11 protein-coding genes are annotated in these 13,496 nt (G+C 69.4%); 7 read left to right on the top strand and 4 right to left on the bottom strand.

Annotated elements, in window-relative coordinates; translation table 11 throughout:
* Positions 1-24 precede the first annotated feature (24 nt).
* Entirely contained in the window at positions 25-1,443 is a 1,419-nt protein-coding gene (leuC, locus tag AB4120_RS23010) for a 3-isopropylmalate dehydratase large subunit (protein WP_149139207.1), read from the top strand.
* Positions 1,436-2,074, top strand: a complete 639-nt coding sequence (gene leuD, locus AB4120_RS23015; protein ID WP_149139206.1) for a 3-isopropylmalate dehydratase small subunit — start codon at positions 1,436-1,438, stop codon at positions 2,072-2,074. Before leuC ends, leuD begins: the two co-directional genes overlap by 8 nt.
* 16 nt (positions 2,075-2,090) lie before the next feature.
* Here leuD and AB4120_RS23020 read toward each other — a convergent pair whose 3' ends face one another.
* Both AB4120_RS23020 and AB4120_RS23025 read right to left on the bottom strand, forming a co-directional pair.
* On the bottom strand, positions 2,091-3,191 hold the full coding sequence (locus AB4120_RS23020) for a CaiB/BaiF CoA transferase family protein (protein WP_149139205.1): 1,101 nt from the start codon (positions 3,189-3,191) through the stop codon (positions 2,091-2,093).
* A 17-nt stretch (positions 3,192-3,208) separates the two neighbouring features.
* Complete coding sequence (locus AB4120_RS23025; protein ID WP_392388566.1) at positions 3,209-4,366, bottom strand: CaiB/BaiF CoA transferase family protein; 1,158 nt, start codon at positions 4,364-4,366, stop codon at positions 3,209-3,211.
* 264 nt (positions 4,367-4,630) lie between these two features.
* Here AB4120_RS23025 and AB4120_RS23030 point away from each other — a divergent pair, with 264 nt between their 5' ends.
* From AB4120_RS23030 to AB4120_RS23040, 3 genes are all read left to right on the top strand, one after another.
* On the top strand, positions 4,631-5,461 hold the full coding sequence (locus AB4120_RS23030) for an IclR family transcriptional regulator (protein WP_262389800.1): 831 nt from the start codon (positions 4,631-4,633) through the stop codon (positions 5,459-5,461).
* 94 nt (positions 5,462-5,555) lie between these two features.
* Positions 5,556-6,596 carry a Bug family tripartite tricarboxylate transporter substrate binding protein gene (locus AB4120_RS23035; RefSeq protein ID WP_441642899.1) on the top strand — a complete coding sequence of 347 codons (1,041 nt, stop codon included), beginning with the start codon at positions 5,556-5,558 and terminating at the stop codon, positions 6,594-6,596.
* A gap of 24 nt (positions 6,597-6,620) precedes the next feature.
* On the top strand, positions 6,621-7,802 hold the full coding sequence (locus AB4120_RS23040; RefSeq protein WP_149139202.1) for an acyl-CoA dehydrogenase family protein: 1,182 nt from the start codon (positions 6,621-6,623) through the stop codon (positions 7,800-7,802).
* Between the two features lie 19 nt (positions 7,803-7,821).
* Here the strand turns inward: AB4120_RS23040 and AB4120_RS23045 are convergent, their stop codons facing one another.
* On the bottom strand, positions 7,822-8,790 hold the full coding sequence (locus AB4120_RS23045; protein WP_149139201.1) for a Bug family tripartite tricarboxylate transporter substrate binding protein: 969 nt from the start codon (positions 8,788-8,790) through the stop codon (positions 7,822-7,824).
* Positions 8,791-9,020: 230 nt separating this feature from the next.
* On the bottom strand, positions 9,021-10,286 hold the full coding sequence (locus AB4120_RS23050) for a 4-aminobutyrate--2-oxoglutarate transaminase (protein ID WP_149139200.1): 1,266 nt from the start codon (positions 10,284-10,286) through the stop codon (positions 9,021-9,023).
* 93 nt (positions 10,287-10,379) lie between these two features.
* On the opposite strand from AB4120_RS23050, the gene pdxR reads away from it, so the two are divergent.
* Positions 10,380-11,885: a MocR-like pyridoxine biosynthesis transcription factor PdxR gene (pdxR, locus tag AB4120_RS23055; protein WP_149139199.1), complete on the top strand. Its 1,506-nt coding sequence runs from the start codon at positions 10,380-10,382 to the stop codon at positions 11,883-11,885.
* Positions 11,886-11,946: 61 nt separating this feature from the next.
* Positions 11,947-13,371, top strand: a complete 1,425-nt coding sequence (locus AB4120_RS23060; protein ID WP_441642900.1) for a PQQ-dependent sugar dehydrogenase — start codon at positions 11,947-11,949, stop codon at positions 13,369-13,371.
* Positions 13,372-13,496: the final 125 nt, after the last annotated feature.

A 13,496-nucleotide genomic window follows, 5' to 3' on the forward strand; every position in this document is an offset into this window, starting at 1 on the left:
GAGACCGAAGCAGAGACCGTAGCGATGACTTCCCGAACCCTATACAACAAGCTGGTGGACGCACACACCGTCGCCCGGATCGACGAAGACAACGTCCTCCTGTTCTGCGACCTGCATCTGATGAACGAGTACACCAGCCCGCAGGCCTTTGCCGGCCTGCACGAGCAAGGGCGCGGCGTGCTGGTGCCGGGGCAGAATGTCTCGGTCGTCAGCCATATCATTCCCACCCACCCCACCGCGATCCGCGTGATTGCGGACCCGGCCTCGGCGCTACAGGCCACCAACCTGCGCGACAACTGCACCCGGCACGCGATTCCGCTGTTCGACACCAACGACCGGCTGCAGGGCATCGAGCACGTGGTGGCGCCCGAGCACGGCATGATCCGGCCGGGGATGGTGGTGATCTGCGGCGACAGCCACACCACCACCTACGGGGCGCTCGGCGCGCTGGGCTTTGGCATCGGCACGTCCGAGGTGGAGCATGTGCTGGCCACCCAGACGCTGGTCTACCGGATGGCCAAGACCATGCGCATCCGCGTGGACGGCAAGCTGCCGGTGGGCACCACGGCCAAGGACCTGATCCTCAAGATCATCGCCCGCATCGGCGCGCAGGGCGCGCGCGGCTACGTGGTGGAGTATTGCGGCACGGCCATCCGCGACCTGAGCATCGAAGCGCGTTTCACGCTCTGCAACATGACCGTGGAAGCTGCCGCGCGCGGTGCGCTGATCGCCCCGGACGACGCCGCCGTCGACTACGTGCTGCGCCGTGCAGCGGATATGGACGAGGCGCAGCGCGCCGCCGCCCGCCAGTACTGGGATACGCTGAAAAGCGACGCCGACGCCACCTTCGACATGGAATACGTGTTCGATGCCAGCGACATCGAGCCCTACGTCACCTGGGGCACCAGCCCGGACCAGGCGCTGCCGGTGTCCGGCCACATCCCCTTCCCCGAAGACAAGATGGACGATGCCGAGCAGCGCTCGGTGGCGCGCGCCCTCGCCTACACGCACCTGACCTCTGGCGCGGCGCTGGAAGGCACGCCGATCCAGCACGTGTTCATCGGTTCCTGCACCAATGGCCGCATCGAGGACCTGCGCGCAGTAGCCAGCGTGGTGCGCGGCAAAACCGTAGCGAAAGGCGTGCGGGCGATGGTCGTGCCCGGCTCCGGCACAGTGAAGGCGCAGGCCGAACGCGAGGGGCTGGCCGACATCCTCACCGCCGCCGGCTTCGAATGGCGCCAGCCGGGCTGCTCGATGTGCCTGGCGATGAATGACGATGTGCTGGCCGATGGCGTGCGCTGCGCCTCCACCACCAACCGTAACTTCGAGGGCCGCCAGGGGCGCGGCGCCATCACCCACCTGATGAGCCCGGCCATGGCCGCCGCCGCCGCCATCACCGGCACGATTACCGACGTCCGCAAGCTGGAGGTCTCCCATGTCTGATCAAGCAACCATTACCGGCAAGGGCGCGGCCATCCGCTTCGAGAACCTCGACACCGACCAGATCATCCCCAAGCAGTTCCTGCGCGGGATCGACAAGGCCGGGCTGGCCCAGGGCGTGCTCTACGACCACCGCTTCGACGCCGCCGGCCAGCCGCGCCCGGATTTCGTGCTGAACCGGCCTGAATACGCCGGCACCCGCATCCTGGTGGGCGGCGCCAACTTCGGCTGCGGCTCCAGCCGCGAGCACGCGGTGTGGGGGCTCCAGCAGTTCGGCGTGCAGGCCGTCATCGCGCCGAGCTTCGGGGAGATCTTCTACTCGAACGCCATGAACAACCGCCTGCTGCTGGTGATGCTGCCCCGGGACGTGATCGAGCAGTTGATGAACGACGTCGATGCCGACAGCGACAACGTCATCACCATCGACGTCGCGGCCATGCGGGTGCGCACCCCGGCCGGCGAATACCCGTTCGAGCTGTCCGCGCGGCACCGCCGCATGTTCCTGGAGGGGCTGGACATGATCGGCCTATCCCTGAAGCAGCGCGGCGAGATCGAGCAGTTTGCAGAGCGCTACTGGTCGGCATTCCCCTGGACCCGGGACGTAGCCCGGCGTACGCGCGACCGGGTGGCCTGAGCATCACCCGCCAACTTCACGCTGATTCGCGCCACGGGCTGCCTGTCTGGAGCCCGGTCCGCACGGCGTCGCCATGCTCGCCCGCCGCGGGAATGCGCCCGACCGGCCGCACCGCGCCGTCGAAGCGCGGCGCCGGGGCGGTCTGCAGGAAGCCATCCGCCTCCACATAGACCCCGCGCGCCACGTTATGGGGATGCGCGGCGGCCTCCGCCGGGCTCAGTACCGGCGCAAAGCACGCGTCCGTGCCTTCCAGCCGGCGGCACCAGCCTTCGCGGGTGTCGGTGGCGAACACCTCGGCCAGATGCTGGTGGAGTTCCGGCCACGCCTCGCGCTGCCATTGCCGGGCAAACCGGGCGTCGCCGGCCAGCCCCAGCGCCTGCACCAGCAAGCCATAGAACTGCGGCTCGATGGCGCCCACGGTGATGAACTGGCCATCCGCGCAGCGATAGGTGGCGTAGAAGTGCGAGCTGTCGTGGAGGTTGCGCCCACGCTCGCCGTGGATATAGCCCTTTGCCGTGGCCCCCAGCAGCAGTTGCAGCATGTGCGCCGAGCCATCGACGATGGCGGCATCGACCACCGTGCCGACGCCCGTGCCCCGCGCGCGCAGGATGCCGGACAGCAGCCCCACGGCGAGGTACAGCGCCCCGCCGCCCACGTCCCCCGTCACGGCGAAGGCGGTCGAAGGCGGTGTGTCGGGCGCGCCGTTGTAATAGAGCGCCCCGGACAGCGCGGTGTAGTTGTTGTCATGGCCGGCCACTTGCGCCATCGGCCCGGTCTGGCCCCAGCCGGTCATCCGGCCATAGACCAGCCGGGGGTTGCGCGCCATGCACACCTCCGGCCCCAGCCCCAGCCGTTCCATCACGCCGGGCCGCATGCCTTCGATCAGCGCGTCGGCGTCGGCGATCAGGTCGAGCACGAAATCACGCCCCGCCGCCGTCTTGAGATCGGCCACGACCGAGCGCTTGCCCCGGTTGACCAGCTTGCGCGGCTGCCCCGGCGCGCCATCGCCCGGCCGCTCCACGGCAATCACATCGGCGCCGAGGTCGGCCAGATGCATCGCACAGAACGGCCCCGGGCCGAGCCCGCTGATCTCCACGATCCGCACGCCTTCCAGCATGGCTGCTCCCGACATACTCAAACCACGCCAGCGGACTTCAGCGCCGCAAGGTCCGCCGCGGTGACACCGATCGCGCCATACACGGCCGCGTTGTGCTCGCCCGTGGCCGGGCCGCTGCGCGGCGGCGACGGTTGGTAGCCGGAGAAGCGCGGCACCACGCACGGCGCCGGAATCGTGCCGAGGTCGGCGTCTTCCAGCCGAACGATGGCCTCGCGCGCCTTTAAATGCGGATCGTCGATCACATCGACGATGGTGAAGACCTTGCTGAACGGCACCTCGTGCGCTTTCAGCGCGGCGGCGATGGCGTCATACGGCTGTGCCGCGAACCAGGCCACGATCAGGTCGTCCAGCGGGCCGATATTGCGGATGCGGTCCGGGTTGCGGCGATAGGCGCCAGACTCCGCCAGATCCGGCCGATCCATGGCCTTGGCCAGCCGCCGGAAGGTGACGTCCGACGAGGCCACCAGCGAGACCCACTGGTTGTCCGCCGTGCGATACATGTTCGACGGCGCGGTATAGGTCGCCCGGTTGCCGGAGCGCCCGCGCACCTGCCCAAGCTGCTCGTACTCCACCGCCAGCGGCTCCAGCAGGCGCAGCAGCGCCTCCGTGGCCGACAGGTCGATCTCCCGCCCCGGGCCCTCCGGGGCGCCGCGCGCCTCGGCAATCGCCGTGGCAATCGAGAACGCGCCGAACAGCCCAGCCACCATGTCCCCGATCGGGTAGTTCATATGCATCGGCCCGCCGGTGGCCTCGCCGCACAGGTTGGTGAAGCCGCTCATCGCCTCGAAGATCCGCGCAAAGCCGGGGTTGGCGGCATACGGCCCGGTCTGGCCGAAGCCGGTCAGGCGCAGCACGGTCAGGCGCGGGTTGGCGCGATGCAGGGTGGCGATATCCAGACCCCATCGATCCAGCGTACCGGTGCGGAAGTTCTCCACCAGCACATCGAACTCGGGCAGCAGGCGCAGGAACAGCGCCCGGCCCTCGGGCGTCCGCACATCGAGCGAAATGCCCTGCTTGCCGCGATTGGTGACCTTCCAGTACAGCGACAGGTCGTCCTTCACCGGCGCCAGGCCGCGCAGCGGGTCGCTGCCGTCCGGGAGTTCCAGCTTGACCACCTCCGCGCCCATGTCGCCGCACAGCGTGGCGGAGAACGGCGCAGCCACCACGGTGGCCATGTCGAGGATGCGCACGCCGCGCAGCGGGCCGCCTGGTGTGGCGGCGGTGGCGGCGGTGGCGGCGGTGGCGGAGGGGGCGGCGGGGACGGTGGAGGGGGCCCGCTGTGCGGAATTGGGATCGGAGGGATGCATGTCGTCGCCAGGAAAGATGGGGAAAGGTCGGGTGAGACGAGGGTGGGCTCGGCGGACCCGCCTTGCAAGCAGGGTTTCGCACAGCGAAACCGTTTCGGTTCATCATTGACTCCCCGACCTGCGGAAACCAAGATGAATTCACCCCAGCGCACCCCCGCCATGGACCCAAACACGATTTCCGGCCTGGCCAGCGCCGATGAGCTGGCCCACGACAGACAGTTCGCCACCAATCTGGCGCGCGGCGTGGAAGTACTGCGGGCCTTCACGCCGGCCCGGCCAATCCTGGGCAACCAGGACCTCGTGGTCAGCACCGGGCTGCCGAAGGCCACGGTCTCGCGGCTGACCTACACGTTGTGCCTGCTGGGCTTCCTGAGCCGGGTGCCCGGCACGCAGAAGTACCGGCTCGGTTCGGGCGTACTGGCGCTGGCGTACCCGATGCTCGCCGCGCTGCCGATCCGCCAGGTGGCCCGCCCTTACATGGAGGCCATCGCGCGGGAAACCGGCTGCACCGTGAACCTCGGCATGCGGGACCGCCTGACCGTGGTATACGTGGATAGCTGCCGGCTGGACCCGACCAACGTGTACCAGCCGGACATCGGCAGCACCCGGCCCGTACTGTCCACGTCGATTGGCCGCGCGCTGCTGCTCGGGTGCAGCGCGGAGGAGCGCACGGCGGTGCTGAACCGGCTGCGCGTGGAAGACCCGGAGCGGTTTCGCGTGGAGAAACCGATGTGGACGGCGGAGCAGCAGCACTTTCCCGCACGCGGCTACTGCCTGAGCCCGGGCGAGTGGCGCTCCGAGATCCACGCGATTGCCGCGCCGATCCGCATGCAGAAACAGGAGCCGTTTGCCTTGAACTGTTCGATCTCGGCCTTGCGTGACAAGGACGGTTATCTGGAACGGGAAGTCGCCCCGAAGCTGCTGGAAGCCGTGCGACAAATCGAATTCGGCCTGATGCGATAGCCAGCCGGCCATCGCGCCCAGGCCACCCGGACGGCCCGCAGAGGCCGCCGGACCCATCGACGACCATCGTCCTATTCGCTATACGGAGACAACCATGTCTGGCATGAAGATTCTGGCCCGCTCGCGTCGCGGGTGGCTCACTTGCGCGCTGCTGATGGCAGCCTCACCGGCCCTCTGGTCAGCGGCCGCTCAGGCTGCGGATAAGGCAGCGGATAAGGCCAACGAGAGCGCGGCGCGCTTCCCGGACCATCCGATCCGGATCATCGTGCCCTTCTCCGCCGGCGGCGTGGTGGATTCCGTGACGCGGGTGGTAGCGGAGCGGATGTCGAAGACGCTGGGCCAGCCGGTCATCGTCGAGAACAAGGCCGGCGCGGGCGGCGCCATCGGCACGGACGGCGTGGCCCGCTCGGCGCCGGACGGCTACACGCTGCTCGCCGTCAGCCCCAGCCACGCGGTGGGGCCGCTGCTCAACGCCAGCATCACCTGGAACGCCGAGCGCGATTTCCGCGCCATCGGCGGCTTTGGCATGATTCCCAACGTGATTGCCGTGCCGGCCGCCTCCAGCGCGCAGACACTCAAGGCACTGCTCGACGATGCCCGCGCCCATCCCGACAAGCTCACCTATGCCAGCGCCGGCGTCGGCACCTCCAACCACCTGGCGGGCGCGCTGCTGGCGCAGAGCGCCGGGGTGCAGATCACCCACGTGCCGTACAAGGGCCAGCCGGAGGCGCTGACGGACCTGCTCGGCGGGCGGGTGTCGATGATGCCGCTCACGGTGGCCATCGCCCAGTCACACGTGAAGTCCGGCAAGCTGCGCGCGCTGGCCGTGACCTCCGCCAAGCGCTACCCCGGCATGCCGGACGTGCCCACCGTGGCCGAGGCAGCCAGCCTGCCCGGCTACGAGGCCGGCGCGTGGTTCGGGCTGGTGGCGCCGCGCAAGACCCCAGACCCCGTGGTGCGCAAGCTGGCCGACGCGGTGGCCCAGGCCGTGACCGCGCCGGATGTCGCCAGCCGGCTCCAGGACCTTGGCATGGACGTGACCCCGCAGAGCGCGCCCGCCTTCGACAAATACGTCGATGCCGAATCGCGCAAGTGGGCCCGCGTGCTCAAGGCGTCCGGCATCACCGCCCAATAATCCTTTCCTGAGAGGCGACCTCCCATGATTAGCAATCCCTCCGCCCTGAACACGTTGCTGGCCGACATCCGCCGCTTTGTGCTGGAAACCTGCATCCCGCTGGAAGCCGAGATCGATCGCACCGATGTCATTCCCGAGCCCGTGGTGGAACAGATGCGCGCGCTGGGCCTGTTCGGCCACAGCATTCCGCGCGAGTACGGCGGCGCCGGGCTGACCGCCGAGGAGCTGACGCTGGTCAATATCGAGGTGTCGCAGGCAGCCACGGTGTTCCGCGCCCGCTTCGGCGGCAATACCGGCATCGCCTCCGAATCGCTCGTGGTAGACGGCACCGAGGCCCAGCGCGCGCGCTACCTGCCCCGGCTGGCTTCCGGCGAGATCACCGGCTGCTTCGCGCTGACCGAGCCCGAGGCCGGCTCGGACGCCACGTCGCTGCGCACCGTAGCCGTGCGCGATGGCGACCACTACGTGCTCAACGGCAGCAAGTGCTTTATCACCAACGCCCCGCTGGCGGACCTGTTCACGGTCTTCGCCCGCACGGACCCCGACACGCCGGGCGCGCACGGCATCAGCGCCTTCTTGATCGAGCGCGGCACGCCGGGCCTGAGCACCGGGCCGGCCGAGCGCAAGATGGGCCAGCACGGCTCCCCGGTGGGTGACGTGTACCTGAAGGACTGCCGCGTGCCGGCCTCGGCCATCGTCGGCGAGGTGCCGGGCCGGGGCTTCAAGACCGCCATGAAGGCGCTCAACAAGCAGCGCATCAACCTGGCCGGGCTGTGCATCGGCCCGGCCATCCGGCTGGTGGACGAGATGGTGCGCTACGCCGCCACGCGCGAGCAGTTCGGCCGCCCCATCGCCGATCACCAGCTGGTGCAGCAGATGATTGCCGACAGCAACACCGAGGTACACGCGGCGCGCGCGCTGGTGCTGGAGACAGCCCGCAAGCGCGACAGCGGCGGCGACGTGACCATGGAGGCGTCCATGTGCAAGATGTTCGCCTCCGAGATGTGCGGCCGCGTGGCGGACCGCGCGGTGCAGGTCTTCGGCGGCAGCGGCTACATGGCGCGCACCGTGGCGGAACGCTTCTACCGCGATGTGCGCGTGTTCCGCCTCTACGAAGGCACCACCCAGATCCACCAACTCAATATCGCCCGGCGCACCATGGAGGCGCGCGGCCGGGCGCTGGATTTGGAGCTGGGGGCGGGCTGAGGCGCGTCAGTTCCAGCCGTTATTGCAGGGTCACGCCGGCCTGCTTCACCAGCTTGCCGGTGCGGGGGATCTCCGCATCGACCATCGCCGCGAAGTCGCTGACGCTGCCGCCGCGCGGCTCGGCGCCGGTGGCGGCCAGCTTCTCGCGGAAGTCCGGCGTGTTCAGCAGCTTGTTGATCGACCCGTTGAGGCGGGTCACCACGTCAGCCGGCGTGCCCTTGGGCGCGACGATGCCGTACCACGGCGCGATGTCGAAGCCGGCGTAGCCCTGCTCGGCGATGGTCGGGATCTCCGGCGCCTGCGGGGACCGTTTCGCGGTGGACATGCCCAGCGCGCGCAGCTTGCCGGACTTCACGAACGGCAGGCCGGTCATGATGGTGTCGAAGTACATCGACACCTGGCCCGACAGCAACGCAGGAATCGCCTCGCCGGCGCCCTTGTAGGGCACGTGGACGATGTCGATGCCGGCCACGGCCTTGAGCATCTCCCCGGCGATATGCGAGGTGGTGCCCGAGCCGAACGACGCATAGGTCAGCTTGCCGGGGTTCGCCTTGGCGTAGGCGACCATCTCCGGCAGCGTCTTGAACGGCAACGACGGGTTCGACAGCAGGATATTCGGCGTGATGGCCACCACGGCCACCTTCTCGAAGGCATCCGGGTCGTAGCTGAGCTTCTTGTATAGGAAGCGGTTGGTCACCATCGACGCCGGCCCGGACATCAGCAGCGTATAGCCATCACCGGGCGCGCGCGCGGCGGCCTCGCTGCCGATCATCGCGGCGGCGCCGGGCCGGTTCTCCACCACGAAGCTCTGCCCGTACTCCTTGCCCAGCCCCACGCCAAGCTGGCGCGTGATGAGGTCCGTGGCGGACCCCGCCTGGAACGGCACGACGATGCGCACCGGCTGGGTCGGCCAGTCGCGCGTGGCCTGCGCCATGGCCGTGGAAGACATGGCCGACACGGCCAGCGCGGCCAGCACGGAAGCCGTCATGAGTGCCCGGAAATTCGTCGATCTACTAAAACGCATGGTTGGTCCCTCGTGGATTTTGCGCAGGTTCGCGCTGGCTCTTATCCGCAACATGCGTGCCACACCGAATGGGCACGTGTCAGGTAGGTGTTGAGGTGAGTGTTTCCCGCCCCCTTCCTCGAGCGGAAGTTGGCCGGGGCGATGCACCGGCTTGGCGCGGGGCACGCTGGGCGTGCCCCGCCTTGGCGTCTGACTTACTCGACCATGGCCTGCGCCAGCACGCCCAGCGCGGCGTCGAACTGCGCCTGCGGAATCGTCAGCGGGTAGAGGAAACGGATCACGTTGCCGTAGGTGCCGCACGTCAGCAGCAGCAGGCCGGCGTCCAGCGCGCGGCGCTGCACGCGCTGCGCGTGCTCGGCACTGGGCGCACCCGTGGCGGGGTCGCGGAACTCGGCGGCGATCATCGAGCCCAGCCCGCGCACCTCGGCCAGCGCCGGGCAGCTCGCGCGCAGCGCGGTCAGGTGCGCGCTGAGCTGCCGGCCCAGCGCCACGGCGCGCTCGCACAGCTGTTCCTCGGCGATGGTGTCGATCACCGCATGCGCGGCGGCCACGGCCAGCGGGTTGCCCGCGTAGGTGCCGCCGAGCCCGCCCGGCAGCGGGGCATCCATGATGGCGGCGCGGCCGCACACCGCCGACAACGGCATGCCGCCGGCAAGACTCTTGGCCATCGTCACGAGATCGGGCCGCACGTCGTAGTGCTCCATCGCGAACAGCTTGCCGGTGCGGCCGAAGCCGGTCTGCACCTCGTCCGCAATCATCACGATGCCGTGGCGGTCGCACACGGCGCGCAGGCCGCGCATGAAGTCAGCCGGGGCCGGCTGGAAGCCGCCCTCGCCCTGCACCGGCTCCACGATGATGGCGGCCACGCGGTTGGGATCGATGTCGGTCTTGAACAGCCCTTCCAGCGCCTGCAGCGCCTGCGCCGGGCTGACGCCGTGCAGCGCGTTGGGGAACGGCGCGTGGAAGATGTCCGACGGGAACGGCCCGAAGCCGATCTTGTACGGCGCCACCTTGCCGGTCAGCGCCATGCCCAGCAGCGTGCGGCCATGGAAGGCGCCCGAAAAGGCGATCACGCCCGGACGGCCAGTGTGGGCGCGCGCGATCTTGACCGCGTTCTCCACGGCTTCCGCGCCGGTGGTGAACAGCGCGGTCTTGTTTGGCCCCGGCACCGGCGCCAGTTCGTTGATGCGCTGGGCCAGCGTGACGTAGCTCGGATAAGGCACCACCTGGTAGGCGGTGTGGGTGAAGCGGTCGAGCTGGGCGGCGATGGCCTGCATCACACGCGGATGCCGATGCCCCGTATTCAGCACGGCGATGCCGGCGGCGAAGTCGGTGTACTGGCGGCCTTCCACGTCCCACAGGGTGGCGTTCTCGGCCCGGTCGGCATAGAAATCGCACATCACGCCAACGCCTCGCGGCGTGGCCTGGGCACGGGATTGGTTCAGTTCGCTGTTTTTCATGGGGGGCGGCAGGGAGTGACAGGTGTGACGTGCATTCCAATCTCCTTTGGCCCTACAATCCAGCGCCACTTTGACAAATTCGATGGTGCCAATGTGAAATCGATCTGCGGCGACCTGCTGCTCCAGCGGCTCGGCCAGCGCGCCGGCCTGGACCAACCGCCGGACCAACCCCTGAACCGGGCCCTCTACGCCTGCATCCGGGGGGCGATCCTGGACGGCAGCCTGGCGCCCGCCACGCGCCTGCCGCCCCAGCGCGACCTGGCGGCGGAACTCGGCCTGTCCCGCAACACGGTGATGTTTGCCTACGAGCAACTGCTGGCCGAGGGCTACCTGCGCGCCCGCACGGGTAGCGGCACCTTCGTGGCCGACACGGCGCCCGAGCGCTACCTGAACGCCACCGCCGCGAACAGCGCGCCAGCCATGGCACCGGCCATGCCGGGCCTCTCGCCGCGCGGGCAGCGGCTGGTCTCCAGTGCCGCCGCATCGCCCACGCAATGGGGCGCCTTCATGCCCGGCGTGCCGGACCTGACGCGCTTTCCGCACCGGCGCTATGCCCAGATCGCCGCGCGGCTGTGGCGCCGGCCGCAGCCCGAATGGCTCAGCTACAGCCACGGCGGCGGCCTGCCGACCCTGCGCGAGGCGGTGGCGGCCCACCTGCGCGTGGCGCGCTCCGTGCGCTGCGACGCGGATCAGGTGCTGATTACCGAAGGCATCCATCAGGCGATCGATCTCGTGGCGCGCATGCTGGGCTCGCCGGGCGATCAGGCGTGGGTGGAGGAGCCGGGCTACTGGGGCATACGCGGCGTGCTGCAGGTCAGCGACATCGGCATGGTGCCGCTGCCCGTGGACGCCGAAGGGCTGTGCCTGCCCGAGGCGGAGGCCGACACCCCCGCGCCGCGTTTTATCTTCGTCACGCCCTCGCACCAATATCCGCTGGGCGCCGTGATGAGCCTGCGGCGGCGGCGCGCGCTGCTGGAGTTCGCGCGGCGGCACGGTAGCTGGATCGTGGAAGATGACTACGACAGCGAATTCCGCTTCTCCGGCCAGCCGATTCCGTCGCTCCAGGGCATGGAGCCGGACGCGCCGGTGCTGTACATCGGCACCTTCAGCAAGACGCTCTACCCCGGCCTGCGCATGGGCTACCTGGTGCTGCCGAAGGGGCTGGCGGCGTCCTTCCAGACCGCCCATTCCGACCTGTACCGCGCCGGCCACCTGATGACGCAGGCCACCGTGGCCGAGTTCATGCAGGCCGGCGACTATGCCGCGCACATCCGCCGCATGCGGCCGCTCTACGCCCGCCGGCGTGCGGTGCTGGCTGGCCTGATCGAGCGCTACCTCGGGGCGGAGGCCCTGCACGAACACGCGAGTAACGCCGGGCTGCACCTCGTGCTGCGCCTGCCCGATCACGTGGACGATGTGGCGCTGACGGCCGACATCCGCGCGCGCGGCATCCTGGTGCGGCCGCTGTCGCGCTATTTCATGGGGCCGGCGCTCCGGCGCGGGCTGCTGCTGGGCTATGCCTGCGTACCCGAGGAAGATATCGGCCCCGCCTTCGACGTGCTGCTCGATTGCCTGCTGCCCCGGCTCAGACCGACCTAGGATACAAGGGCTTCGGCAACGCGGTGAGGGGGTGGCAGTGATGATTCGTGCACATCGATGGATGCTGTGTCGTCTGCTCGGGCTCGTCACGCTGTGGCTGGCCGGCTGTGGCGGTGGCGGCGGCGACATCCAGATCACCAGCGGCGGCACGCCCGCCACGCTTTCAATCGTCGTGTCCGGCCTGCCCGCCGGCACGCCCGCCAACATCACGGTGAACGGGCCGGGTGGGTATCGGCAGACCGTCGCCCAGACCATCACGCTGGGCAACCTCGTGGCCGGCACCTACACCGTGACGGCGGCCCCGGTGCTGACCGGTTCGACGTCCTACCAACCCTCGCAGGCCGTGCAGACTGCGATGGTGGCGCCCAACACCGCGCCGACCATCGGCGTGAGCTACGGCGCGCCCGCGGACATGCGGCTGTCGCTGGCCCAGGTGGCGGAAGGCTTCGCGGCACCCATCTTCCTCACCGCGCCTGCCAACGACCCGCGGCTGTTCGTGGTGGAGCGCGCTGGCCAGGTGCGCATCGTGCGGGACGGCAGCGTGCCTGGCACGTCCTTCCTCGACATTTCCAGCCTCACCACCACAGACGGCGAGCGCGGCCTGTTCTCGATGGCGTTCGACCCCGCCTACGCCACCAACGGGCGCTTCTACGTCTACTACACCGACCAGAACGGGGCGATCACCGTGGCGCGCTACACCGTCTCGACCAGCAACCCCGATGTGGCGAACCCCACCGGCACGGTGCTGCTGTCGATTCCGCACCCGGGCGCCAGTAATCACAATGGCGGCCAGCTCGCGTTCGGCACGGACGGCATGCTCTACATCGGCACCGGCGAGGGCGGCGGCAGCAACGACCCCTCCAACAACGCGCAGAACAGCGGCACGCTGCTGGGCAAGATCCTGCGCATCGACGTGAGCGGCGCCAGCTACGCCGTGCCGGCCGGCAATCCCTTCGCGGGCGGCGGGGGTGGCCGGGCCGAGATCTGGGCCATGGGGCTGCGCAACCCATGGCGGTTCTCGTTCGATGCGAACGGCCTGCTCTATATCGCCGATGTCGGCCAGGGCCAGCGCGAGGAGGTCAACGCCGTGCCAACGGCCAGCGCCGGCCTCAACTACGGCTGGGACCGCCTGGAAGGCACCGCCTGCGTCGGCGCCACCCCCTGCGACCCCGCCGGCCTGACCGCGCCCGTCTTCGAATACAGCCACGACGGCGGCGGCTGCGCCATCGTCGGCGGCTACGTCTATCGCGGCGCGGCCCTGCCCGAACTCCAGGGCCGCTATTTCTATACCGACCTGTGCACCGGCAAGCTGGCCAGCTTCCTGTACCGGGACGGGGCCGTCTCCGAGCGGGTGGACTGGCCGGTCACCGCCAGCGGCAGCGTCTACTCCTTCGGCACCGACGCCGCGCAGGAACTCTATGTGTTGGCCGATCCGGGGACTTCATCGACGAGCGGCAAGGTGTATCGGGTGCAGCGGGCGCCTTAGGGAGCGCCTTAGGGGGCGCCTTAGGGAGCGCCTTAGGGGGCGCCTTAGGGGGCACCTTAGGCGTCCCTGGGGGCGGCGCGAGCGCCACACGCGGCGATGGCGGATAATCCCGCATCCCCACCACG

It is taken from the genome of Cupriavidus sp. 2KB_3 (assembly GCF_052115685.1).
Classification (GTDB): domain Bacteria; phylum Pseudomonadota; class Gammaproteobacteria; order Burkholderiales; family Burkholderiaceae; genus Cupriavidus; species Cupriavidus campinensis.

Excerpts from the sequence above, each read along its gene's own strand:
- leuC (WP_149139207.1), top strand. The coding sequence starts at position 25 with ATGACTTCCCGAACCCTATACAACAAGCTGGTGGACGCACACACCGTC.
- AB4120_RS23060 (WP_441642900.1), top strand. The coding sequence starts at position 11,947 with ATGCTGTGTCGTCTGCTCGGGCTCGTCACGCTGTGGCTGGCCGGCTGT.
- AB4120_RS23025 (WP_392388566.1), bottom strand. The coding sequence starts at position 4,366 with ATGGCCACCGTGGTGGCTGCGCCGTTCTCCGCCACGCTGTGCGGCGAC.
- AB4120_RS23040 (WP_149139202.1), top strand. The coding sequence starts at position 6,621 with ATGATTAGCAATCCCTCCGCCCTGAACACGTTGCTGGCCGACATCCGC.
- AB4120_RS23020 (WP_149139205.1), bottom strand. The coding sequence starts at position 3,191 with ATGCTGGAAGGCGTGCGGATCGTGGAGATCAGCGGGCTCGGCCCGGGG.
- AB4120_RS23030 (WP_262389800.1), top strand. The coding sequence starts at position 4,631 with ATGAATTCACCCCAGCGCACCCCCGCCATGGACCCAAACACGATTTCC.
- leuD (WP_149139206.1), top strand. The coding sequence starts at position 1,436 with ATGTCTGATCAAGCAACCATTACCGGCAAGGGCGCGGCCATCCGCTTC.
- AB4120_RS23045 (WP_149139201.1), bottom strand. The coding sequence starts at position 8,790 with ATGACGGCTTCCGTGCTGGCCGCGCTGGCCGTGTCGGCCATGTCTTCC.
- AB4120_RS23050 (WP_149139200.1), bottom strand. The coding sequence starts at position 10,286 with ATGAAAAACAGCGAACTGAACCAATCCCGTGCCCAGGCCACGCCGCGA.
- AB4120_RS23035 (WP_441642899.1), top strand. The coding sequence starts at position 5,556 with ATGTCTGGCATGAAGATTCTGGCCCGCTCGCGTCGCGGGTGGCTCACT.